General features: G+C 75.7%; 21 protein-coding genes and 1 pseudogene. 14 read left to right on the forward strand and 8 right to left on the reverse strand.

Annotation, left to right across the window (positions count from 1 at the left end):
- Positions 1-39 precede the first annotated feature (39 nt).
- The 4 genes and pseudogenes from ACI781_RS04440 to ACI781_RS04455 all read left to right on the forward strand — a co-directional run.
- A pseudogene (locus ACI781_RS04440) lies at positions 40-459 on the forward strand (ATP-binding cassette domain-containing protein); the annotation flags it as partial.
- Positions 460-579: 120 nt separating this feature from the next.
- On the forward strand, positions 580-1,035 hold the full coding sequence (locus ACI781_RS04445) for a TOBE domain-containing protein (RefSeq protein ID WP_456564916.1): 456 nt from the start codon (positions 580-582) through the stop codon (positions 1,033-1,035).
- Positions 1,036-1,134: 99 nt separating this feature from the next.
- Complete coding sequence (locus tag ACI781_RS04450; RefSeq protein ID WP_456564861.1) at positions 1,135-1,707, forward strand: nucleotidyltransferase family protein; 573 nt, start codon at positions 1,135-1,137, stop codon at positions 1,705-1,707.
- 64 nt (positions 1,708-1,771) lie between these two features.
- The gene (locus ACI781_RS04455; protein ID WP_456564862.1) at positions 1,772-2,197 is read left to right on the forward strand and encodes a molybdenum cofactor biosynthesis protein MoaE; all 426 of its coding nucleotides are present in this window, start codon (positions 1,772-1,774) and stop codon (positions 2,195-2,197) included.
- A 30-nt stretch (positions 2,198-2,227) separates the two neighbouring features.
- Here ACI781_RS04455 and ACI781_RS04460 read toward each other — a convergent pair whose 3' ends face one another.
- From ACI781_RS04460 to moaA, 4 genes are all read right to left on the reverse strand, one after another.
- Positions 2,228-2,746, reverse strand: a complete 519-nt coding sequence (locus ACI781_RS04460) for a GAF domain-containing protein (RefSeq protein WP_456564863.1) — start codon at positions 2,744-2,746, stop codon at positions 2,228-2,230.
- Between the two features lie 251 nt (positions 2,747-2,997).
- Positions 2,998-3,252: a hypothetical protein gene (locus ACI781_RS04465; RefSeq protein ID WP_456564864.1), complete on the reverse strand. Its 255-nt coding sequence runs from the start codon at positions 3,250-3,252 to the stop codon at positions 2,998-3,000.
- Positions 3,253-3,351: 99 nt separating this feature from the next.
- Positions 3,352-3,615, reverse strand: a complete 264-nt coding sequence (locus ACI781_RS04470; protein WP_456564865.1) for a MoaD/ThiS family protein — start codon at positions 3,613-3,615, stop codon at positions 3,352-3,354.
- Positions 3,608-4,663 (reverse strand): GTP 3',8-cyclase MoaA, encoded by a 1,056-nt coding sequence (gene moaA, locus ACI781_RS04475; protein WP_456564866.1) that lies wholly within the window; start codon positions 4,661-4,663, stop codon positions 3,608-3,610. Before moaA ends, ACI781_RS04470 begins: the two co-directional genes overlap by 8 nt.
- A 170-nt stretch (positions 4,664-4,833) precedes the next feature.
- Here moaA and ACI781_RS04480 point away from each other — a divergent pair, with 170 nt between their 5' ends.
- Complete coding sequence (locus ACI781_RS04480; protein ID WP_456564867.1) at positions 4,834-6,087, forward strand: MFS transporter; 1,254 nt, start codon at positions 4,834-4,836, stop codon at positions 6,085-6,087.
- A 70-nt stretch (positions 6,088-6,157) separates the two neighbouring features.
- Positions 6,158-6,997, forward strand: coding sequence for an aldo/keto reductase (locus ACI781_RS04485; protein ID WP_456564868.1), 840 nt, complete (start codon positions 6,158-6,160; stop codon positions 6,995-6,997).
- A gap of 99 nt (positions 6,998-7,096) precedes the next feature.
- Here ACI781_RS04485 and ACI781_RS04490 read toward each other — a convergent pair whose 3' ends face one another.
- Positions 7,097-7,906, reverse strand: a complete 810-nt coding sequence (locus ACI781_RS04490) for a DUF3097 domain-containing protein (RefSeq protein WP_456564869.1) — start codon at positions 7,904-7,906, stop codon at positions 7,097-7,099.
- 332 nt (positions 7,907-8,238) lie between these two features.
- Here ACI781_RS04490 and ACI781_RS04495 point away from each other — a divergent pair, with 332 nt between their 5' ends.
- On the forward strand, positions 8,239-9,141 hold the full coding sequence (locus tag ACI781_RS04495) for a DUF2382 domain-containing protein (RefSeq protein WP_456564870.1): 903 nt from the start codon (positions 8,239-8,241) through the stop codon (positions 9,139-9,141).
- 96 nt (positions 9,142-9,237) lie between these two features.
- Here the strand turns inward: ACI781_RS04495 and ACI781_RS04500 are convergent, their stop codons facing one another.
- Positions 9,238-10,509 (reverse strand): M18 family aminopeptidase, encoded by a 1,272-nt coding sequence (locus ACI781_RS04500; RefSeq protein ID WP_456564871.1) that lies wholly within the window; start codon positions 10,507-10,509, stop codon positions 9,238-9,240.
- Between the two features lie 225 nt (positions 10,510-10,734).
- On the opposite strand from ACI781_RS04500, the gene ACI781_RS04505 reads away from it, so the two are divergent.
- From ACI781_RS04505 to ACI781_RS04530, 6 genes are all read left to right on the forward strand, one after another.
- A complete protein-coding gene (locus ACI781_RS04505; protein WP_456564872.1) occupies positions 10,735-11,664 on the forward strand; it encodes an AAA family ATPase in 930 nt (309 codons plus the stop codon).
- Entirely contained in the window at positions 11,654-12,808 is a 1,155-nt protein-coding gene (locus tag ACI781_RS04510; RefSeq protein ID WP_456564873.1) for a vWA domain-containing protein, read from the forward strand. The genes ACI781_RS04505 and ACI781_RS04510 overlap by 11 nt, the downstream gene beginning before the upstream one ends.
- A gap of 81 nt (positions 12,809-12,889) precedes the next feature.
- Positions 12,890-14,011, forward strand: coding sequence for an XdhC family protein (locus ACI781_RS04515; protein WP_456564874.1), 1,122 nt, complete (start codon positions 12,890-12,892; stop codon positions 14,009-14,011).
- 27 nt (positions 14,012-14,038) lie between these two features.
- Positions 14,039-14,659: an MOSC domain-containing protein gene (locus ACI781_RS04520; RefSeq protein WP_456564875.1), complete on the forward strand. Its 621-nt coding sequence runs from the start codon at positions 14,039-14,041 to the stop codon at positions 14,657-14,659.
- Between the two features lie 161 nt (positions 14,660-14,820).
- Positions 14,821-15,960, forward strand: a complete 1,140-nt coding sequence (locus ACI781_RS04525; RefSeq protein ID WP_456564876.1) for an NDMA-dependent alcohol dehydrogenase — start codon at positions 14,821-14,823, stop codon at positions 15,958-15,960.
- 74 nt (positions 15,961-16,034) lie between these two features.
- Positions 16,035-17,906 (forward strand): AAA family ATPase, encoded by a 1,872-nt coding sequence (locus ACI781_RS04530; RefSeq protein ID WP_456564877.1) that lies wholly within the window; start codon positions 16,035-16,037, stop codon positions 17,904-17,906.
- Between the two features lie 10 nt (positions 17,907-17,916).
- On the opposite strand, the gene ACI781_RS04535 is transcribed toward ACI781_RS04530, so the two are convergent.
- Positions 17,917-18,792: a response regulator transcription factor gene (locus tag ACI781_RS04535; protein ID WP_456564878.1), complete on the reverse strand. Its 876-nt coding sequence runs from the start codon at positions 18,790-18,792 to the stop codon at positions 17,917-17,919.
- A 162-nt stretch (positions 18,793-18,954) separates the two neighbouring features.
- Here ACI781_RS04535 and ACI781_RS04540 point away from each other — a divergent pair, with 162 nt between their 5' ends.
- Positions 18,955-20,655 carry an AMP-binding protein gene (locus ACI781_RS04540; protein ID WP_456564879.1) on the forward strand — a complete coding sequence of 567 codons (1,701 nt, stop codon included), beginning with the start codon at positions 18,955-18,957 and terminating at the stop codon, positions 20,653-20,655.
- Positions 20,656-20,703: 48 nt separating this feature from the next.
- Here ACI781_RS04540 and ACI781_RS04545 read toward each other — a convergent pair whose 3' ends face one another.
- The gene (locus ACI781_RS04545) at positions 20,704-21,831 is read right to left on the reverse strand and encodes an NDMA-dependent alcohol dehydrogenase (RefSeq protein ID WP_456564880.1); all 1,128 of its coding nucleotides are present in this window, start codon (positions 21,829-21,831) and stop codon (positions 20,704-20,706) included.
- Between the last annotated feature and the right edge of the window lie 20 nt (positions 21,832-21,851).

The following is a 21,851-nucleotide window of genomic DNA, read 5'->3' on the forward strand; positions in this document are numbered from 1 at the left end:
ATCCGGGTGCAGCGGGGCGCGTTCCACGTGGAACTCGACGTCTCCGTGGCCGACGGCGAGGTGCTCGCCGTCCTCGGGCCCAACGGCGCGGGCAAGTCCACCCTGCTGCGCGTGCTCGCCGGCCTGCTCCCGCCCGACCACGGCCGGGTCGAGGTCGACGGCGAACCGTGGGACGACATCGCGGCCGCCGTCCACGTGCTGCCGCACCACCGCCGGCTCGGCATGGTCTTCCAGGACCACCTGCTCTTCCCGCACCTGAGCGTCACGGAGAACGTCGCGTTCGGCCTGCGCTCCCGAGGCGCCGCGCGACGGGAGGCGCGCGCGGCCGCCGCGGAGTGGCTCGCCCGGGTCGACCTCGCCGACCTCGGCGACCGGCGGCCGGGACAGCTGTCCGGCGGCCAGGCGCAGCGGGTCGCGCTGGCCCGCGCGCTGGCCGGCGAGCCGGCGCTGCTGCTGCTCGACGAACCCCTCTCGGCCCTGGACGCGCGGACGCGGCTGACCGTGCGCGCCGAGCTGCGCCGGCACCTGGCCGCCTTCGCCGGCAGCACCGTGCTGGTCACCCACGACCCGGTCGACGCGATGGCCCTGGCCGACCGGGTGGTCGTGGTCGAGGACGGGCGGGTGGTCCAGACCGGCGCCCCCGCCGAGGTCGCCCGCCGCCCGCGCACCGACTACGTGGCCCGCCTCGTGGGCCTCGCCCTGCTGCCCGGCACCGGGGAGGGCGCGTCCGTCCGGCTCGACGCGGGCGGACGGGTCGCCGTCGCCACCGAGGCGTCCGGGCCGGTCCTCGTCGCCGTCCGGCCGGAGTCCGTCGCGCTGTGGCCCGAGCGTCCCCGGGGGAGCCCGCGCAACGTCTGGCCGGTGCGCCTGGCCGGCGCCACCCCCCAGGGCACCACCGTCCGCTGCGAGCTCGACGGGGAGGTGCCCCTGCAGGCCGACGTCACCGCCGCCGCGTTCGCCGAGCTGGGCCTCGCCCTCGGCGCGCAGCTGTGGGCGTCGGTGAAGGCCTCCGAGGTCGCCGTCTACGCCCGGTGAGGAGCCCGGTGACGAGCCCGGTGCGGAGACCCGCCGAGGAGACCCGCCGAGGAGACCCGCCGAGGAGACCGGTGGACAGCCCGCTGGGAGGCTGGCCCCGTGACGTCCACCGCTGCCCTCGTCCTGGCCGCCGGAGGCGGCCGCCGCTACGGGATGCCGAAGGCGCTGGTCGAGTACGAGGGCAGCCTGCTGGTAGAGCGCACCGTGCGGACGGCGCGGGCGGTCTGCGACCCGGTGCTCGTCGTGCTCGGCGCCCGGGCGGTCGACGTGTGGCGGACGGCGGACCTCGACGGCGCCACGGTCCTGGCCAACCGGGACTGGGAGACCGGCATGGCCTCCTCGCTGCGCACCGGGCTCGAGGGCCTGCGCGGCTGGCCCGGACGGGTCGACGCCGCGATGGTGCTGCTCGTCGACATGCCGGGCATGACCCCCGCGGCGTTGGAGCGGGTGGCCGGGCACTCGGCTCCCGACGCGCTGGCGGTGGCGACCTACGACGGGGTCCGCGGCCACCCCGTCCTGCTGGGCCGCGACCACTGGCCGGGCGTGGCGGAGACGGCGACCGGGGACGAGGGCGCCCGCCGCTACCTGGCCGGACGCGCGGTCACCGAGGTCGACTGCACGGGCCTGGCCGATCCGGTCGACCTGGACGTGCCGCCCGACGGCGTCCGGTGACCGCTCCCGCCGGCCGCGCCGTCACCGGCCGGGACCTGCCGTGCCGCGGGGTACCGTCGGCGCCGTGATCGCGCCCACGATGATCGCCCGGGTCGTTGACGAGCCGCTCTCGGTGGCCGAGCACGAGCAGGCGGTGGCCGACGCCGGCGCCGGCGCGGTCGTCTCGTTCTCCGGCGTCGTCCGGGACCACGACGGCGGCCGGTCGGTGACCGAGCTGGAGTACGTGGGCCACCCCAGCGCCACCGACGTCGTCGTGGAGCTCGCCCGGGAGTTCGCCGCCCGCCCCGGCGTGCGGGCGGTCGCGGTGTCCCACCGCATCGGCCTGCTCGGCATCGGCGACGTCGCCCTGGCCTGCGCCGTGAGCGCCGCCCACCGCGGTGAGGCGTTCACCGCCTGCGCCGAGCTCGTCGACGAGGTGAAGAAGCGGCTGCCCATCTGGAAGCGGCAGGTCTTCACCGACGGCGAGGAGGAGTGGGTGGCCTGCCCCTGAGGGCAGTGCAGCCGAGCGGGGCGGCGGAGCTCAGCTCGGCGGGTCGCGGGGCGCCGGCGGCAACGGCACGGGGACCGGCCCCGGGTCCAGGCCGGCCGCCAGCAGCGAGCTGAGCAGCCGGCTGACCAGCTCGGCCAGCGGCAGGTCGCGGGACGCGGTGAGCGGCCGGGCGCGGGCGGCCACCCCGCACAGCGTCCCGAACAGCTCGTCGTCCGGTCCGACCAGCGGCACGCCGAGGTAGGCGGCCACGCGCATGCCGTTGGGCAGCGTGCGGCTGGCGTACTCCGGGACGGCGGCGGTCACCGTCGCCACCCGCGGCGCCAGGCCGCTCACCATCTGCTGGCAGAAGCTCTCCGCCCACGGCAGGCTGACGCCCGGTTCCGCGGCGTCGACGGGCTCCGCGGAGAGCACCACCTGGCGGTCACCGACCACACGGGTGAGGAGCCAGGCGTCCCACGTCGACTGGGTGTGCAGGTACTCGAGGGCGCCGCACACGGCCGCGGGCCAGGTCCGCCAGGGCGCCATGTCCAGGATCCCCGGGATCGACATACCCGACCTCGTTACCCGTTCCGGGCCGTCCCACTCACCACGGCGGCGTGCCGGAACGACATCGGCTTGGTGTGCCGGGCGCCTCCCGGCAGCCATCGGCCGGGGTCGGTGGCGGGGTCGGTGGTGGGGTCGGGACGCCGCTCAGCGGGCGCCGGCCAGCCCCTCGTCGGGGTGGGTGGCGGGGTGGGGTCGCCGCTCAGCGGGCGCCGGCCAGCCCCTCGTCGGGGTGGGTGGCGGGGTGGGGTCGCCGCTCAGCGGGCGCCGGCCAGCCCCTCGTCGGGGTCTGCGGTGGACCCGCCGGAGGCGCGGGGAGCGGTGTCGTCCCCGGAGCCGGCCTCGAACGGGTGCTCCGCGCGCTCGGCGACCTCCTCCTCCACCTCGCCCTCCAGCCGGCGGGCCTCGCCGTCGAGCGTGGCGGCGGCGTCGCCGTGCGACTCGCCGTACAGCTCCTCGGCCCGCCCGAGCAGCTGCTCGGCCTTGGCCTTGAGCTTGTCGAAGACGCTCATGTTCCTCTCTCCTCCTGCGGCGGTCGGCCCCCGGCGGGAGCCGGCCGGGCGGTCACCGGCGGTGGTGCCGGGGACGGGACGGGGGTCGGGGGGCGGCCCTCATCCTCCCGCGAAGGGGGGCAGCACGTCGACGACGGCCCCCGGGGCGAGCGCGGCCTCCGGGTCCCGGGCCTGCGCGCCGTCGACCAGGAACGAGCAGGCCGTGAGCACCTTCTCCAGCCGCGGGCCGTGGGCGTCGGCGATCTCGCGGACGAGGTCGGCCAGCGTGCCCGCCGTCCGCTCCTCGGTCTCCACCCCCGCGGCGGCCCGGGCCCCGGCGAAGTAGCGGACGGTGACCGTCCCGGTCGCGCCCACGTCAGCCACCGATGGCCGACATCGGACGGGCCGGCTGCAGGAAGCTCGGGTCGTCGATGCCGTGCCCGGGCAGCTTGCCCAGGGTGGCGGCCCGCCAGCGGCCGGCGAGCTCCTCGTCGGTGGCACCGGCCCGCATCGCCTCGCGCAGGTCGGACTCCTCGCGCGCGAACAGGCAGTTGCGGACCTGGCCGTCGGCGGTGAGCCGGGTGCGGTCGCAGGTGCCGCAGAACGAGCGGGTGACCGAGGCGATGACGCCGACCGTCGCGGGCCCCCCGTCGACGAGCCAGCGCTCGGCCGGCGCCGACCCGCGCTCCTCGGTGTCGGGCGTCAGGGTGTGCGCCGCCGACAGCCGCTCGAGGATGTCCTCGGCGGTCACCATCCGGCCCCGGGTCCAGGCGTGGTGGGCGTCCAGCGGCATCTGCTCGATGAACCGCAGCTGGTAGCCGTGCTCCAGGCAGTAGTCCAGCAGCGGGACGGCGTCGACGTCGTTGATCCCGTGCAGCAGGACGGCGTTGACCTTGACCGGGGTGAGGCCGGCGGCCTGCGCGGCGGCGAGCCCGGCCAGGACGTCGTCGAGCCGGTCGCGGTGCGTGAGCTGCTTGAAGCGGTCCCGGTCCAGCGTGTCGAGGCTGACGTTGATCCGGTCCAGGCCCGCCTCGGCCAGCGCCGGCGCCACGCGGGCCAGGCCGATGGCGTTGGTCGTCAGGCTGACCTCCGGCCGGGGCCGCAGCGCGGTGGCCGCGGCGACGATGCCGGGCAGCCCCGGGCGCAGCAACGGCTCGCCCCCGGTGAACCGCACCTCGCGGATGCCCAGCTGCTCGACGCCGATGCGCACCAGCCGGGCGATCTCGTCGTCGGTGAGCACCTCCACCTTCGGCAGCCAGTCCAGGCCCTCCGGTGGCATGCAGTAGGTGCAGCGCAGGTTGCAGCGGTCGGTCAGCGACACCCGGAGGTCGGTCGCCGTGCGGCCGTGGCGGTCGACGAGCCCGCCGCTGCCCGGACCGGGCACGGGCGCGGCACGCACCACCGGGTCGGGGAGCGCTGTCGGCGAGGTCACAGCCCGAATGTAGTGCTCGGAGGCCCTGTCGCGCCGCCCCCGCCGACGCCGCCCCCCGTCCGGGAAGCCGGGAGCGGAGGGAGGGGCGGCGTTGCTACGGTCGCCGGGCCACCCGAGAGCCCGGCGGGCCCCCTCCCGCACTCGCCCGTGGCGAGGAAGCGCGAGAGCCCGTGTCACCCCGCACCGTCTTCGCCCCCTACGCCCGCCTGTTCGCCGTCCCCGGCGCCCGGCGGTTCACCGTCGCCGGCGGGTTCGCCCGCCTCCCCGCGCCGATGCTGGGGCTGGGCGCCGTCCTGCTCGTGGAGGGCGAGACCGGCAGCTACGGGGTGGCCGGCGCCGTCTCCGGCGTCCTCGCCCTCTCCTTCGGCCTCGCCGGGCCGCAGTGGGGCCGGGCGATGGACCGCCGCGGGCAGGGGCCGGTGCTGCGCGTGGCCATGGGCTGCTTCGCGCTGACCGGGCTCGCGTTCTGGCTCGCCGTCGTGCTCGGGGCACCCACCTGGTCCTGGTTCGTCCTCGCCGCGCTCGCCGGGGCCAGCGGGCCCAACATCGGCTCGCTGGTCCGCGCGCGCTGGTCGGCGCTGCTGGACCCGTCCGGGCGGCAGACCGCGTTCGCCTTCGAGGCCGTCGCCGACGAGGTCACCTTCGTCCTCGGTCCGCCGCTGGTCACGCTCCTGGCCACCCTGATCGCCCCGCCGGTCGGCTTCCTCACCGGCGTCGTGTGCGGCGTGGCCGGCGGGCTGCTGCTGGCCGCCCAGCGCGACACCGAGCCCCCGGGGCAGCCGCTCGTGCGCGGCGCGTCCGGGCGCCGGCGGTCCGTGCTCACGCCCGGCCTGCTCGTCGTCGTCGTGACCTACGCGGCCGTGGGGGCGGTGTTCGGGTCGCTGGACGTCGTGGTGGTCGGCTTCGCGGAGGCGGAGGGCGCGCCCGCCCTGTCCGGTCTCGCGCTGGCGGTCTTCGCCTTCGGCAGCCTGCTCGCCGGCCTCGCCTACGGCCTGGCGCGGCTGCCCGGCTCCCTGGCCGCGCGCTTCGTGGGGACGGCGGTCGCCTTCGGGGTGGCCGCCCAGCTGCTGTGGACCGTCGGCTCGCTGCCGGTCCTGGTCGCCTGCGGCTTCCTCGCCGGGCTCACCATCGCCCCGGTGCTGGTGTCGGGCACGTCGATGGTCGAGTCGCGGGTGGCCTCCGGCGTCCTCACCGAGTCGCTGGCCTGGACGATCACCGGCCTCACCATCGGCGTGACCGCGGGCTCGGCGCTGGCCGGGGCCGCCGTCGACGCGTGGGGGGCCGAGGCGGCGTTCGCCGTGCCCGCGCTGGCCGCCGGCGTCGCCGCGCTGCTCGCGCTGGCCGGCGCGCCGCTGCTCCGGCGCGGCGGCAGCGTGCCGCACGACGCAGTCGCCGCCCCGGTTGAGCGGGAGGCGGCGGGGTAGCGGCCGACCCGGAAGGAGGTGCGCGACCGGGTGTCGCGCACTCCGCCGCGATCCGTGAGAGGACACCCCTGTGGCGACCGTGCCCACCATCCGCCTGAACAACGGCGTCGAGATCCCCCAGCTGGGCTTCGGCGTGTACCAGATCCCGCCGGAGGAGACCGCCGACGCCGTCGGTGCCGCGCTCGAGATCGGCTACCGGCACATCGACACCGCCGAGATGTACGGCAACGAGAAGGGCGTCGGCGAGGCGATCCGCCGGTCGGGCGTCCCGCGCGACGAGGTCTTCGTGACCAGCAAGCTCAACAACGGCTTCCACCGCCGGGACGACGCCCTGCGCGCCTTCGACCAGACCCTGGCCGACCTCGGCCTGGAGACGCTCGACCTCTTCCTCGTCCACTGGCCGCTGCCGACCATCGACGTGGACTACGTCGAGACGTGGAAGGCGATGGAGGAGATCTACGCCGGCGGTCGCTGCCGCGCGGTCGGCGTCTCCAACTTCAACGCCTCCCATCTCCGCCGGCTGTTCGACGAGACGCAGGTGCGCCCGGCGGTCAACCAGATCGAGGTGCACCCCTACCTGGCGCAGGACGAGCTGCGGGCCTTCGACGCCGAGCACGGGATCGTCACCGAGGCCTGGTCGCCGATCGCCCAGGGCAAGGTGCTCGACGACCCGGCTGTCGTGCGCGTCGCCGAGCGCTCCGGGCGGACGCCGGCGCAGGTCGTGCTCCGGTGGCACGTGCAGCGCGGCGACGTCGTCTTCCCCAAGTCGGTGACCCGCAGCCGGATGGAGGAGAACTTCGCCCTGTTCGACTTCGAGCTCGACCAGGACGCGATGACCGACATCACCGCCCTCGACCGCGGCGAGCGCACCGGCCCCGACCCGGACACCTTCGACTACGTGCCGCGCTGAGGCCCACCTCCACCCCCGCGTGATCATCGGCGGATGGCTGCCACCGACGGCGTGTCCGGCAGCCATCCGCCGATGATCACGGCGTGACGGGCGTGCGCCTCAGTCCGTCGTCACGAAGTCGATGAGCTCCTCGACGCGGCCGATCAGAGCCGGCTCGAGGTCGGTCCACGTGCGCACCCGGGCCAGGATGCGCTGCGCCCACACGTAGCCGGTGTCGTCCTCCCAGTCCAGGCGCCGGCAGACGCCGGTCTTCCAGTCCTCGCCCTTGGGCACGGTCGGCCACGCGCGGATGCCCACCACCTGCGGCTTGACGGCCTGCCAGATGTCGATGAACGGGTGGCCGACGACCAGCGCGTGCCGGCCGGTCACCTGCTCGGCGATCCGGGACTCCTTGGACCCCCGCACCAGGTGGTCCACCAGCACACCGAGCCGGCGACCCGCCGACGGGCGGAAGTCGCGCACGATGCCCGGCAGGTCGTCGACGCCGTGCAGCGGCTCCACGACCACGCCCTCGATGCGCAGGTCGTGGCCCCACACCTTCTCCACGAGCTCGGCGTCGTGCTTGCCCTCGACGTAGATCCGCCCCTCCCGCGCGACGCGTGCGCGGGCGCCGACCACGTAGGTCGAGCCGGAGGCGCTGCGCTGCGGACCCGACGGCGCGTTCTGCTTCGGCCGCACGAGCACGACCGGCCGGCCGTCGACCCAGAACCCCGGACCCAGCGGGTAGGCGCGGACCTTCCCGAAGCGGTCCTCCAGGTGGACGACGTCCTTCTCGCAGCGGACGACGGCGCCGACGAAGCCGGAGCTCGGGTCCTCCACGACGAGGTCGCGCTCGGCCTCCACCTCCGGCGAGGCCTTCCTGACAGTCCGCGGGTGGACGAGGTTGTCGTAGGGGGAGCGAGGTGGCACGTCCCGAGTCTGTGCAGCGGTCCGCGCGACGACGCGGAGGACGCGCCGGGCGGTGGTCCGCGACACGCGCGAGGCGCGCCGGTCTCACTCTCGGTCACCGGACGATCTGGACTTCTCCGGCCCCGTCTGGTGGCGACCGGTGACGGCGCGCCCACCAGCGGAGTCGTCGACCGTGGGCCCTCGTGGCGCTGGGTCGCCCGGCCGCGACACGCCGTGCCCGCGCGTGTCGATCATGCCGTTCTCGTTTCGTGATCTCCGGGTGGGCAACCCCTGGTGACGACCGCTTCGACAGTCCCCCCCGTGAGACCACAGCGATGGGAGCGACACACACCATGATCGGCACCGAGAGCATCAGCCGCGTCATCGGCCAGGACGTGTACGACGAGGCCGGCAACAAGATCGGCTCGGCCTCCGAGGTGTACCTCGACGACGAGACCGGCCAGCCGGAGTGGGTGACCGTCCGCACCGGCCTGTTCGGCACCAAGGAGTCCTTCGTCCCGCTGCACAGCGCCGACCTCACCAACGAGGGCGTACGCGTCCCGGTCAGCAAGGAGCGGGTGAAGGACGCCCCGAAGATCGACACTGACGGCCACCTCTCCCCGCAGGAGGAGCAGGAGCTGTACCGGTACTACGGCCTGGGCGGGCAGTCCGGCCAGCAGTTCGCCACGACCGGTGAGACGACCCGGGGCACGACGACCGGCGACACCATGACCGGGACCATGTCGGGCACCACGGACGACATGCGGTCGACCACCGGCATGGCGGCCGGCACGGACCGCGACCGCGACCTCGACACCCGCGGCACCGTCGGCCACGACACCTCAGGCCCGACCACCGACAACGCGATGACCCGCTCCGAGGAGCGGCTGTCGGTCGGCACCCGCAGCGAGGAGGTCGGCCGCGCCCGGCTGCGCAAGTACGTGGTCAGCGAGAACGTCACCGAGACCGTTCCCGTGTCGCGCGAGGAGGTCCGGGTCGAGCGCGAGCCGATCACCGAGGCGAACGTCGGCAACGCGATGGACGGCCCCGCCATCTCCGAGGAGGAGCACGAGGTCACGCTGCACGCCGAGCGTCCGGTCGTGCAGAAGGAGGCCGTGCCGGTCGAGCGCGTCCGCCTGGACAAGACCACGGTGACCGACCAGGAGACCGTCAGCGAGAACGTCCGCAAGGAGCAGATCGAGATGGAGGGCGGCGAGACCACCCTCGACCGCGACCGGGACGGCCGCATCGGCTGAGAAGCACCCAGCACCGGCGGCGGCCGGGCCCTCCACGGGCCCGGCCGCCGTTCGGCTCTCAGTGGGTGGGAGCAGCTGGTCGGCGCGGGGTCTTGCCTAGTCGGCGAAGCAGCTGGTCAGCGCGTCGATGACGAGGGGGACGTCGAGCGCCGACGCCAGCTCCCGGCACGAGTGCATGCCCAGCATCGGCGCGCCGATGTCGACCGTGGGCAGGCCCATCCGGGTGGCGGTCAGCGGCCCGATGGTGCTGCCGCAGGGCAGGTCGGCGCGGCTGACGAAGGACTGGACGGGCACGCCCGCCTCCGCGCACCGCTCGGCGAACCAGGCGGCGCCGGCCGCGTCGGTGGCGTAGGCCTGGTTGGCGTTGACCTTGACGACCGGCCCACCGCCGAGCCGCGGCTGGTGCGCCGGCTCGTGCCGGTCCGACCGGGTCGGGTGGACGGCGTGCGCCATGTCGGCCGAGACCAGCCGCGAGCGGGCCAGGGCGCGGGGCAGCGCCTGCGGGTCGCCGGGGTCGCCGATGGCCACCAGCCGGGCGACGACGTCCTCCAGGAAGCTGCCGCGCGCACCCGACATCGAGCCGCTGCCCACCTCCTCGTGGTCGTTGGCGACCAGCAGCTGGGTGCGGGGACCGGCCGGCGCGGCGACCAGCGCGGTGACGCCGGCGTGGCAGCTGGCCAGGTTGTCCAGCCGCGGCGCGGCCACCCAGGTGCCGTCGGCGCCGGCGGTCCCCGCGGGCTGGGTGTCGGCCAGCACGAGGTCGGAGGCCAGCACGTCCTCCGCCGCGACACCGGCGGCCTCGGCGACGGCCGCGGTGAGACCCGGGACGTCGCCGAGGTCGGCCGACCACGTCGGCACCAGCTCCCGCTGCGGGTCCAGCGTCAGCCCGTCGCGGACCCCGCGGTCGAGGTGGATCGCCAGCGACGGCAGCCGCAGCGGTGCGCCGGGGAGCCGGACCAGCGCCTGCCCGCCACCGCGCAGGGCGACCCGGCCGGCCACGGTGAGCTCGCGGTCCAGCCACGTGTGCCAGAGGCCGCCGCCGTAGGGCTCGACCCCGACCAGCCGGTAGCCGGCCTGCCGGACGTCGGGGCGCGGGCGCACCCGGAACGTGGGCGAGTCGGTGTGCGCGCCGACCAGGCGCAGCCCCACCTCCGCCGCCGGGGCGGTGCCCATCCGGAAGGCGATGAGGCTGCCCTGCCGGACGACGAAGCGCCGGTCCCCGGGCGCCAGCTCCCAGGCGTCGGCCTCGGCGAGCTCGGTGAACCCGGCCGCGGCCAGGCGGCGGGACATCTCCGCGACGGCGTGGAAGGGACTGGGGGCGGCGTCGACGAAGGCGCGCAGGTCGTCGCCGGTTCGCGGGTCGGGCATGCCGCCATCGTGCCCTGAGGGCTGTGCCGGGGGACGCGCCCCGGGGTGGCCCGGCCCGTGCCGGGACCTGGCCCGGGGTGGAGTGCGAGGTGGCGCCGGGGTGCCGGCCCCGAGGCGGCCCGGCCCGCGCCGGGACCTGGTCCGAGGTGGAGTGCGAGGTGGCGCCGGGGTGCCGGCCCCGAGGCGGCCCGGCCCGCGCGACCACGAGGTGGGATGCTCGGCGACGTGACTGAGACCACCGTGCCGCCGGCCGGGTCGACGGAGGGCTTCGCCGATCCCGACGCGCTGGCCGGGGCGCTGCGGGACACCGGTTACCTGCCCGACGAGGGCCTGGCCACCGCGGCCTACCTCGCGCTGGTGATGCGCCGGCCGCTGTTCCTGGAGGGCGAGGCCGGCGTCGGAAAGACGGCGCTCGCGCGGGCGCTGGCGGAGGTGACCGGACGCCCCCTGTACCGGCTGCAGTGCTACGAGGGCCTGGAGGCCAGCCAGGCGCTCTACGACTGGGACTTCGGCCGCCAGCTGCTGCACCTGCGCACGGCCGAGGCCGCCCACGCCACCGGCTCCGCCCGCCCCGAGGACGTGCAGCAGCTGGAGGCCTCCCTCTACGACCGCCGCTTCCTGCTCGCCCGCCCGCTGCTGCAGGCGCTGGAGGACTCGCCGAGCGTGCTGCTGGTCGACGAGGTCGACCGCGCCGACGACGAGTTCGAGGCGTTCCTGCTCGAGGTGCTGTCGGACTTCACGATCTCCATCCCGGAGCTGGGCACCGTGCGCGCCGAGGTCCCGCCGCTGGTGGTGCTCACCTCCAACCGCACCCGCGAGGTGCACGACGCGCTCAAGCGCCGCTGCCTCTACCACTGGCTGCAGCACCCCGACTTCGACCGCGAGGTGGCGATCCTGCGCTCGCGGCTGCCCGAGGTGACCGAGCGGCTGGCCCGCGAGGTGGCCGCGGCGACGGCGAAGCTGCGCGGCCTGGACCTGCTCAAGCCGCCGGGTGTCGCCGAGGCGATGGACTGGGCCAGCGCGCTGCACGCCCTCGGGGCCCGCGAGCTCGACCCCGACCTGGCCGCCCGGACGCTGGGTGCGGTGCTGAAGTACCGCGAGGACACCGACCGGGTGCACGCCCTCGCGCGGGGGGCGCTCTTCGGTGGCGGCTGAGCCGGTGGTCCCGCAGGAGCCCGGCCCGCCCGGGGACCGGGAGCCGCGGGACGTCGTCGCCACCGTCCTCGGGTTCGCCCGCACGCTGCGGGTGGCCGGCGTCGCCGCGTCCCCGGACCGGGTGGAGGCGATGCTGGCGGCGGTCGGCGCCCTCGACGTGCTGGACGCCACGGACGTCTACTGGGCCGGCCGGCTGACCCTGTGCAGCAGCCCCGACGACCTCGGGCGCTACGACGCCGCCTTCGCCGCGTACTTCGGCGGGGAGGCGCCGCGGACCCGCCCGTCGGCCGTGCCGCCGAAGCCGGTCACGGCGATGTCGGCACCGCTGGAGGCCGGCACCGGCCAGGGGGAGGACGACGAGCCGTCCGACGTCGCCGGGCAGGCCAGCGCCGACGAGGTGCTGCGCCACCGGGACGTCGCCGAGCTGACCGTCGCCGAGCGGGAGGAGCTGCGCCGGCTGTTCGCGCTGCTGCGGCCGGCCAGCCCGATGCGGGCGTCCCGGCGGCGGCGGCCCAGCGCCCACGGGTCGGTGCACGCCGCGCGGACGGTCCGCCGGGCGCTGCGGGACGGCGGCGAGGTCAGCCGGCTGCTGCACCGGCGCGCCCGCCCGCGCCCCCGCCGCGTCGTCCTCCTCGTCGACGTGTCCGGGTCGATGAGCCCCTACGCCGACGCCCTCCTGCGCTACGCCCACGCCGCCGTGCGGGCCCACCCGGCCGCCACCGAGGTGTTCACCATCGGCACCCGCCTGACCCGGGTGACCCGCGAGCTGCGGCTGCGCGACCCGGACAAGGCGCTGGCCGCCAGCGGCGCGGCGATCCCCGACTGGTCCGGCGGCACCCGCCTGGGCGAGGTGCTCAAGGCGTTCCTCGACCGCTGGGGCCAGCGCGGCACCGCCCGGGGCGCGGTCGTCGTGGTCTGCAGCGACGGCTGGGAGCGCGGCGGCACCGAGCTGCTGGCCGAGCAGATGACGCGGCTGCACCGGCTCGCGCACGCGGTGGTCTGGGTCAACCCGCACAAGGGCCGGGCCGGGTACGAGCCGCTCACCGGGGGCATGCAGGCGGCCCTGCCGTCGTTGGACGCGTTCGTCGCCGGCCACAGCCTGGCCGCGTTCGAGGAGCTGACGGGAGTGATCCAGAGATGTTGATGAAGGACCCTCCTGCCCCCCGCCACTCGCAGGCTCGCGGCGGGCCCCTGCAGGAGGGCCGAGGCGAGATGGAGATCTTTCATGCGTGACGTGCTCGACGACCTGGTCGGCTGGTGGCAGGCGGGCGAGACGGTCGGGATGGGGACCGTCGTCGCCACCTGGCGCTCGGCACCGCGCCCGGCCGGCGCCTCCATGCTGGTCGGACCCGACGGCACCGCCGTGGGCAGCGTCTCGGGGGGCTGCGTCGAGGGGGCGGTGTACGAGGAGGCGCGCGACGTCGTCGCCAGCGGCGTCCCCTCCCTGGAGCGCTACGGCGTGAGCGACGACGACGCGTTCGCCGTCGGGCTGACCTGCGGCGGCATCCTCGACGTGTTCGTCGAGCAGGTGTCGCGCGAGTCGTTCCCCGAGCTGGGTGAGATCGCCGAGTCGGTGGGCCGGCACGAGCCGGTCGCCGTCGTGACCTGCGTGACGGGCCCGGAGGACCGGCTGGGCAGGCGGCTGGTCGTGTGGCCCGACCGCGTCTCCGGCACGCTCGGCCTGCAGCGGCTGGACGACGCCGTGGTCGCCGACGCCCGCGGCATGCTCGCCGCCGGGCGGACCGCGCTGCTGCACGTGGGCCACGACGGCGAGCGGCGCGGTGACGACCTGACGCTGTTCGTGAACTCCTTCGCCCCCGCGGCGCGGATGGTGGTGTTCGGCGCGATCGACTTCGCCGCGGCCGTCGCCCGGGTGGGGGCGTTCCTCGGCTACCGCGTCACGGTCTGCGACGCCCGGCCGGTGTTCGCCACGCCCAAGCGCTTCCCGGACGCCCACGAGGTGGTCGTCGACTGGCCGCACCGCTACCTGCAGGAGGAGGTCGACGGCGGCCGGGTCGACGAGCGCACCGTCCTGTGCGTGCTGACCCACGACCCGAAGTTCGACGTGCCGCTGCTGGAGGTCGCGCTGCGACTGCCCGTGGCCTACGTCGGGGCGATGGGCTCGCGCCGCACCCACGACGAGCGGATGGCGCGGCTGCGCGAGGCCGGGATGACCGAGGCCGAGCTGGGCCGCCTGTCGTCGCCGATCGGGCTCGACCTCGGCGCCCGCACCCCCGAGGAGACCGCGGTGTCGATCGCCGCCGAGATCATCGCCGGCCGGTGGGGCGGCAGCGGCGAGCGGCTGACCGGCCTCGACGGGCCGATCCACGAGACGGCGGAGCGCTGAGCGGGCAGCCCTGTTGATCATCGGCGAGTGGTCGCCCCTCCCGGCGTGGCGGGCAGCCACCCGCCGATGATCGACGGTGACCCGCCCTTCCGGTACGACGTCGAGGTGGTCGGGCTGGTCGTCTCGCCCGTGCACCGCTACGACGGGCGACCGGGCGCTCTCGACGTGGACGGGCAGCACCTCGACCGGGCGGACCGCGCCGTGGTGCGCGCCGGGCACGGCGTCGTCGGTGACCGCTACGCCGGCCGGGCCGCGCACCGCGACGCCGCGCTGACGGTGCTGGCGGTCGAGTCGCTGGAGGCGCTGGCCGAGGAGCTGGGCGTGCCGCCGCTGGACCCGCTGCTGGCCCGGCGCACCGTCGTCCTGCGTGGCGCGGAGGTCGAGGCGCTGCGGGGCGTGGAGTTCGCGCTGGACTGCGGCGAGGGCGTGGTCCGGCTGCGCGGTGGCCGGCCGGCGAACCCGTGCGCCTGGATGGACGTCGTCCTCGCGCCCGGCGCGCACCGCGGCATGCGCGGCCGCGGCGGGGTCCGCTGCGCGGCGCTGTCGGACGGCGTCCTGCGGGTCGGCCGGGCGGTGCTCACCAGCGCCGTCCCCCTCGACCCCTCCCGCGCGGGGACGGCGGTCCGTCCCGCCCTTCGGCCGCGGTAGCGGGACCTCCGCTCCTGCACCCCCGTCCGGGGGTGGTCCCGGTTCCACCGGCGCTCCGACGATGACGACCCGGCCCGGCGCCCCCGCGGCGACCGGCACCGGCAAGTCGTCCGTGCAACGCGTCCGGTGCCCGCCACCCGGGACCGGGGACTGGAGGGTCGATGAAGACCAGGGCAGCCGTACTCCGCGACGTCGGCAAGCCGTTCGAGATCACGGAGCTCGAACTCGACGAACCGAAGGCGGGGGAGGTGCTCATCCGCTTCGTCGCCGCCGGCCTGTGCCACTCCGACGAGCACCTGCGGCACGGCGACATCGTGCCGCGGTTCCCCATCGTGGGCGGCCACGAGGGCGCCGGGGTCATCGAGCGGGTCGGCCCGGGCGTGACCCGGCTGCAGCCCGGTGACCACGTCATCTGCTCGTTCCTGCCGGTGTGCGGGCACTGCCGCTGGTGCTCCACCGGCAAGTCCAACCTCTGCGACCAGGGCGCCACGATCCTCGACGGGCAGATGACCGACGGGACCTACCGCTTCCACGACGACGAGGGCATCGACTACGGCGGCATGTGCATGCTCGGCACGTTCAGCGAGCGCGCCGTCATCAGCGAGAACTCCGCGGTCAAGGTCGACCCCGACCTGCCGCTGGACAAGGTCGTGCTGATCGGCTGCGGCGTCCCCACCGGCTGGGGCTCGGCGGTCCACGCGGCGGCCACCGAGGCCGGCGACACGATCGTCATCTACGGCATCGGCGGCATCGGCATCAACAGCGTGCAGGGCGCGGCGCTGGCCGGGGCGCGCAACGTCGTCGCCGTCGACCCGCTGCCCAACAAGCGGGAGGCCGCCGAGCAGCTGGGCGCCACGCACAGCTGCGAGACCGCCGAGGAGGCGCACGAGCTGGTCCAGGAGCTCACCCGCGGCGTCGGCGCGGACAAGGCGATCATCACCGTCGGCGTGGTCGACGCGAAGGTGGTCGGCGACGCGGTCAACACGATCCGCAAGGGCGGCGTCGCCGTCATCACCGGGCTGGCCGACCCGACCAAGACCAACATCGAGCTCAACAGCGCGATGCTCACCCTGTTCGAGAAGACGGTGAAGGGCAGCCTCTTCGGCTCCGGCGACCCGTTCCACGACATCCCGAAGATGGTCGAGCTCTACCAGTCCGGTGACCTCAAGCTCGACGAGCTGATCACGCAGACGTATACGCTCGACGAGGTCAACCAGGGGTACAGCGACCTGGTGGAGGGCAAGAACATCCGCGGCGTCGTCCTGTTCGACACCCCGCCGCTGGAGGGCGCACCCGCCTGATCGGTCGGCGAGATCTGCACGGTCGCGCTCCGACGGGGACCACCGTGCAGATCTCGCCGGCAGGAGAGGGGACCGTGACCGCGCAGACGGAGCCGCACCCGGTGATCGGGTTGCGACGGGAGCGCGAGGTGCTCACCGTCGCGCTGCGCACCAACCGGCACGTCGTCCTGGAGGGGCCGCCGGGCACGGGCAAGTCGACGCTGCTGCGGTCGATCGCCGCCGACGTCGGCCAGGAGGTCGTGTTCGTCGAGGGCAACGCCGAGCTCACCCCGGCGCGGCTGATCGGGCAGTACGACCCGGCCGCCGTCCTCGCCGACGGGTACGTGCCGGGCAGCTTCACCGACGGCCCGCTGCTGACGGCGATGCGCGGCTCGGGGCTGCTCTACCTCGAGGAGCTCAACCGCATCCCCGAGGAGACGCTCAACGTCCTGATCACCGTCCTCACCGAGGGCGAGATCACCGTGCCCCGGCTCGGGCACGTGCGCGCCGCGGCCGGTTTCCGGCTCATCGCCGCCATGAACCCGTTCGACGCGATCGGCACCGCCCGTGTGGGCCAGGCCATCGCCGACCGGATGTGCCGGGTGGTGCTGGGCTACCAGGACGAGGACGCCGAGCGCGCGATCACCGGCGCGGTGACCGCCGCACCCGCGGACCTGACGGCGCTGGCCGTGCGGCTGGTGCGGGCCAGCCGGGAGCACCGTGACGTGCGCATGGGCTCCTCGGTCCGGGGCGCCATCGACCTGGTGCTGCTGCTCGGCGGCCTGCTGGAGATGCGCGGCCTCGCGCATCTGCTCGCCCCGGGCGCCCGCGACACCGCCCGCGACGCCGCGCACGCCGCGCTGTCGGGCCGGATCCGCATCGCCGACGGCGTCGAGCGCACCCCCGAGGCCGTCATCGACGACCTGCTCGACCAGGTCTGGCCGGAGGACGGCGCACCGCCCGAGGCCGGGGACCCGCCCCCGCCCGGGGAGGGAGGAGACGCGGGAAAAGCTGAGGGCCCGCCTGCCGAGCAGGCGGGCCCGGAGTCCGCGTCCTCCCTCCGCCGCGACCGCCGCGGCGGGGGCGGCGCCCGGCGGCAGGCCGCCCGCTGCGAGCTCGCCGCCCGGCACGAGGCGTTCGCCGAGGTCAGCCCCGAGGTGGGCGAGTTCGACGAGGACGCCTTCTCGTCCCTGATGGCGTCCGACGCCGACGCCGCCGCGGCCCTGCTGTCGGACCTCGCGCTGGCCACCGACCGGGAGCTGCGCGCGGCCGCCCAGCGGGTCGCCGCCCGCGTGTTCGTGCAGGTCGGCCGCATCGGGCGGACCCGCACCCGCGGCACCCGCCGGCTGGTCCCCGACCGGCGCGGGGACGGCGACCTGGACCTCGACCGCACCCTGGACCGCTGGGACCCGGGCCGGGCGCTCGCCCCGGAGGACCTGGTGACCCGCCGCTGGACCGGGGCGCGCCGCGCCGTCTGCCTGGCCGTGGACACCTCCGGCTCGATGACCGGGCTCGGCGTGGCCATCGCGGCCGTGGCGGCCGCCGGCGTCGTCCTCACCGCCGACGAGAAGCTGCAGACCAGCGTGCTGACCTTCGGTCGCGAGGTGGACGTCGTCCAGCCGCACGGCCGGCGCCGCGCGCCCGAGGACCTCGTGCAGCACCTGGTCACGCTGCGTGGGCACGGGATGACCGACCTCGCCCGGGCGCTGCGCGCGGTCCGGGGGCAGCTGCTGCCCGCGGTCGCCGACGAGCGGGTCGCCGTCCTGCTCTCGGACTGCCTGCACACCACCGGCGACCCGCCGGAGACGGCGCTCGGCGGCATCGATCGGCTGCACGTGCTGTGCCCGCTGCCCACGCCCGAGGCCGAGGTCGCCGCCCGCGCCCTCGCCGCCCGCGGCGGGGGCACCGCCGTCATGGTGCACTCGATCCGCGACCTCGGGCCGGCCCTCACCCGCCTGCTCGGCTGAGGGGCCGCCCTCAGGGCAGCAGGCCGAGCCGGCGGGCCGCGACGACCGCCTCCAGGCGCGTGTGTGCGTCGAGCTTGCTCATCGCCGCGCCGAGGTAGCTCTTCACCGTCTCCGGCCGCAGGCTGAGCCGCTCGGCGATCTCGCGGTTGCTGCACCCCAGCGCCGCCTGGGCCAGGACGTCGAGCTCCCGCGCCGACAGGTGCACCGCCGGCGGGGAGCCGCCGGCGCCGGGCGGGGAGCCCAGCGCGGCGAGCCGGGTGCACGCGTCGAGCAGCCGGGCGCGCAGGGCCGGGTCGGCGGTGTCCTGGGCGGCCAGCCGCAGCTCGGCGTGCACCGCCCGCACCTCCTCCCAGCGGGCGGGGGCGTCCCCGGCGCGGGCGGCGGTGGAGGCCGCCGCCAGCAGCGCCACCCGGCGGTCCACCTCGTCGCGGATCGCCAGCTCCGCGGCCGTCCGGCGGGCCGCCCGGGCCAGCGCGTCGCGCACCCGGTCGCCCACCGACCCGCGCTCCCGGGAGGCCGCGTAGACCACGGCGCGCGGCCGGGCACCGACCAGCACGGGCACGGCGGCCACCGTGCAGAGCCCCTCGGCCAGCACCGGCCCGTCGTACTCGTGCGTGATGTCCAGCGACCCGGAGTACTGCTCCACCCCCGCCGGCCGCCCCTCGGAGACGACCCGCCCGCCCAGGCCCGCGCCCGCCTGCACCTCCAGCCCGCGCAGGTGCGGCGTCCGGGCGCCCAGGAGCTCACCGATGCGGATCACCGGCCCGGCGCGGCCGGCGCGCACGGGGCCCGCGAAGGCCACCCCCATGCCCGAGCGGGCGTGCACCTCGCGCACGGCGGCGCGCAGGGCGTCGCGGTCGTCGGGGCGGGCTGCCGGGACGGACACGGGCACCTCCTCCGGACCGGGAGCGACGGTGACCCCGGTCACGTTAGCGCAGGTCGCCCCGCAGGCCGCCCGCCCCGGTGCGCTGCCCGGCGCGATCGGGGGTGGCGGCCGGGCCCGCGCCGTGCGCACGATGCGGCGGACGACGAGAGGGGACCGCTCCCGATGCCCGACAGCACGGCCACCGACCGCTACCGCGCCGCCCGCGACCAGCTCCTCGGGCTGGCCGGGGACCACGACCGGGCGCTCGCCGAGTTCCGCTGGCCGCAGATCGACGGCCCGTTCAACTGGGCGGTGGACTGGTTCGACGTCATCGCCCGCGGCGTCGACCGGCCGGGCCTGGTCATCGCCGAGGAGGACGGCAGCGAGGGGCGCTGGTCCTTCGACACCCTGGCCCGCCGCTCCGACCAGGTCGCCGGGTGGCTGCGGGAGCGCGGCGTCGGCCGCGGGGACCGCGTGCTGCTCATGCTCGGCAACCAGGTGGAGCTCTGGGAGTCGATGCTGGCCGTGATGAAGCTCGGCGCGGTCATCATGCCGACCACCACCGCGCTCGGGGCCGCCGACCTCGCCGACCGCATCGACCGCGGCGGGGCGCGGCACGTCGTCGCCAACGCCGCCGACGCGGCGAAGTTCGACGACGTCCCGGGGGAGTACGGGCGGGTCGTCGTCGGCGGGGACGCCCCCGGCTGGGCGTCCTACGCCGACGCCGCCGGCGCGCCCGAGGAGCCGCCCGGCCACCCGGGCACCACGGCGACCGACCCGCTGCTGCTGTACTTCACCAGCGGCACCACCAGCCGGCCCAAGCTGGTCGAGCACACCCAGGTCAGCTACCCGGTCGGGCACCTGTCGACGATGTACTGGCTGGGCCTGCGCCCCGGCGACGTGCACCTCAACATCAGCTCCCCGGGCTGGGCCAAGCACGCGTGGAGCTGCTTCTTCGCCCCGTGGGCGGCCGAGGCGACGGTCTACCTCTCCAACTACAAGCGGTTCGACGCCCCGGCCATGCTCGAGCGGATCCGCTCCGCCGGCATCACCACGTTCTGCGCGCCGCCGACCGTCTGGCGGATGCTCATCCAGGCCGACCTGTCCGGCGGTCCGGGCACGCTGCGCGAGGTGATCGCGGCCGGGGAGCCGCTCAACCCCGAGGTCATCGAGCAGGTGCGCCGGCACTGGGGGCTGACCCTGCGCGACGGTTACGGCCAGACCGAGACGACGGCGTCGGTCGGCAACACCCCCGGGTCGGTCGTCAAGCCCGGCTCGATGGGCCGGCCGCTGCCCGGCGTCCCGGTGGTGCTCGTCGACCCGGTCACCGGGCGGCCCGGCGACGACGGGGAGATCTGCCTGGACCTCTCGCAGCGCCCGCTGAGCCTGATGACCGGCTACCAGGGCGACCCCGAGCGGGCCGCGGAGGCGATGGCCGGCGGTTACTACCACACCGGCGACGTCGCGACCCGGGACGCCGAGGGGCACATCACCTACGTCGGGCGCACCGACGACGTGTTCAAGGCCAGCGACTACAAGATCAGCCCGTTCGAGCTGGAGAGCGTGCTCATCGAGCACCCGGCGGTCGTCGAGGCCGCCGTCGTCCCGGTGCCGGACCCGGTGCGGGCCGCCGTCCCCAAGGCGTACGTGACGCTGGCGCCGGGCTGGGAGCCGGACGCGGAGACGGCGCTGGCGGTGCTGCGGCACGCGCGCGAGCGGCTCGCGCCGTTCCTGCGGGTGCGCCGGCTGGAGTTCGCGGAGCTGCCCAAGACGATCTCCGGGAAGATCCGCCGGGTCGAGCTGCGCGAGCGGGAGGAGCACCTGGCGCCGGCCGGCAGCGGCACCGAGTTCAAGGACACCGACTTCCCCGAGCTGCGGGGCTGAGCGGGGCCGCCGGGGAGCTGGTGGGCTCCCCGGCGGCCCCGCCCGGCATCAGCGGTCGGCGTCGGTGTAGACGATCATCCCGCGGATGTTCTTGCCGTCACGCATGTCCTCGTAGCCCTGGTTCACGTCCTCCAGGGAGTACTTGGTGGTCACCAGGCCGTCGAGGTTGAGCTGCCCCTGCTGGTAGAGCGACAGCAGCTCGGGGATGGCCGAGCGCGGCGAGAGCCCACCGAAGATGGCGCCCTGCAGGTCCTTCTGCAGCAGGGCCAGCTCGAACAGGTTGAGCTGCACGTCCATGTTCATCGCGTTGCCCATGCCGGTGACGACGGTGCGACCGCCCTTGCCGGTGACGCTCAGCGCCGCGGCGATGTCCTCGCCCTGGATGTCGCCGACGGTGATGATCACCTTGTCGGCCATCCGGCCCCAGGTCAGCTCGTTGATCGGGCCGGTGGCCTCCTCGATGCTGGCGAAGGCGTGGGTGGCGCCCATCTCCATGGCCCACTCGCGCTTCTTCGCCACCGGGTCGACGGCGAACACGCGCTTGGCGCCGGCCGCGGCCGCGCCCTGGACGGCGTTCATGCCGACGCCGCCGACGCCCATGACGACGACGTCGTCACCCGGGCGGACGTCGCCGACCTTGGTCGCCGAGCCCCAGCCGGTGGTGACACCGCAGCCGACCAGCGCCGCGACCTCGAGCGGGATGTCGGGCTCGATGCGCACGACCGACGCCTGGTGCACGGTGATGTACGGGGAGAACGTGCCGAGCAGGCACATCGGGACGACGTCCTTGCCGCGGGCCTGGACCCGGTAGCTGCCGTCGGAGATCGAGGTGCCGGCCAGCAGGCTGGCGCCCAGGTCGCAGAGGTTCTGCATCCCCTTCGAACACGGCGGGCACTGGCCGCAGGCGGGGATGAAGGCGGTGACGACGTGGTCGCCCTCCTTCAGGCCGGTCACGCCCGGGCCGACCTTCGTGACGATGCCCGCGCCCTCGTGCCCGCCGAGCACCGGGTACGACGCCACCGGCGTCGCGCCGGTGACGAGGTGCTCGTCGCTGTGGCACAGGCCGGAGGCGGCGAGCTGTACCTGCACCTCGCCCTCACGCGGGTCGCCGAGCTCGATCTCCTCGATCGACCACTTCTCGCCCACGCCCCACAGCAGCGCGCCCTTGGTCTTCACCCTGTCGTCCCTCCGTCGGC

It is taken from the genome of Blastococcus sp. SYSU D00695 (genome assembly GCF_054050555.1).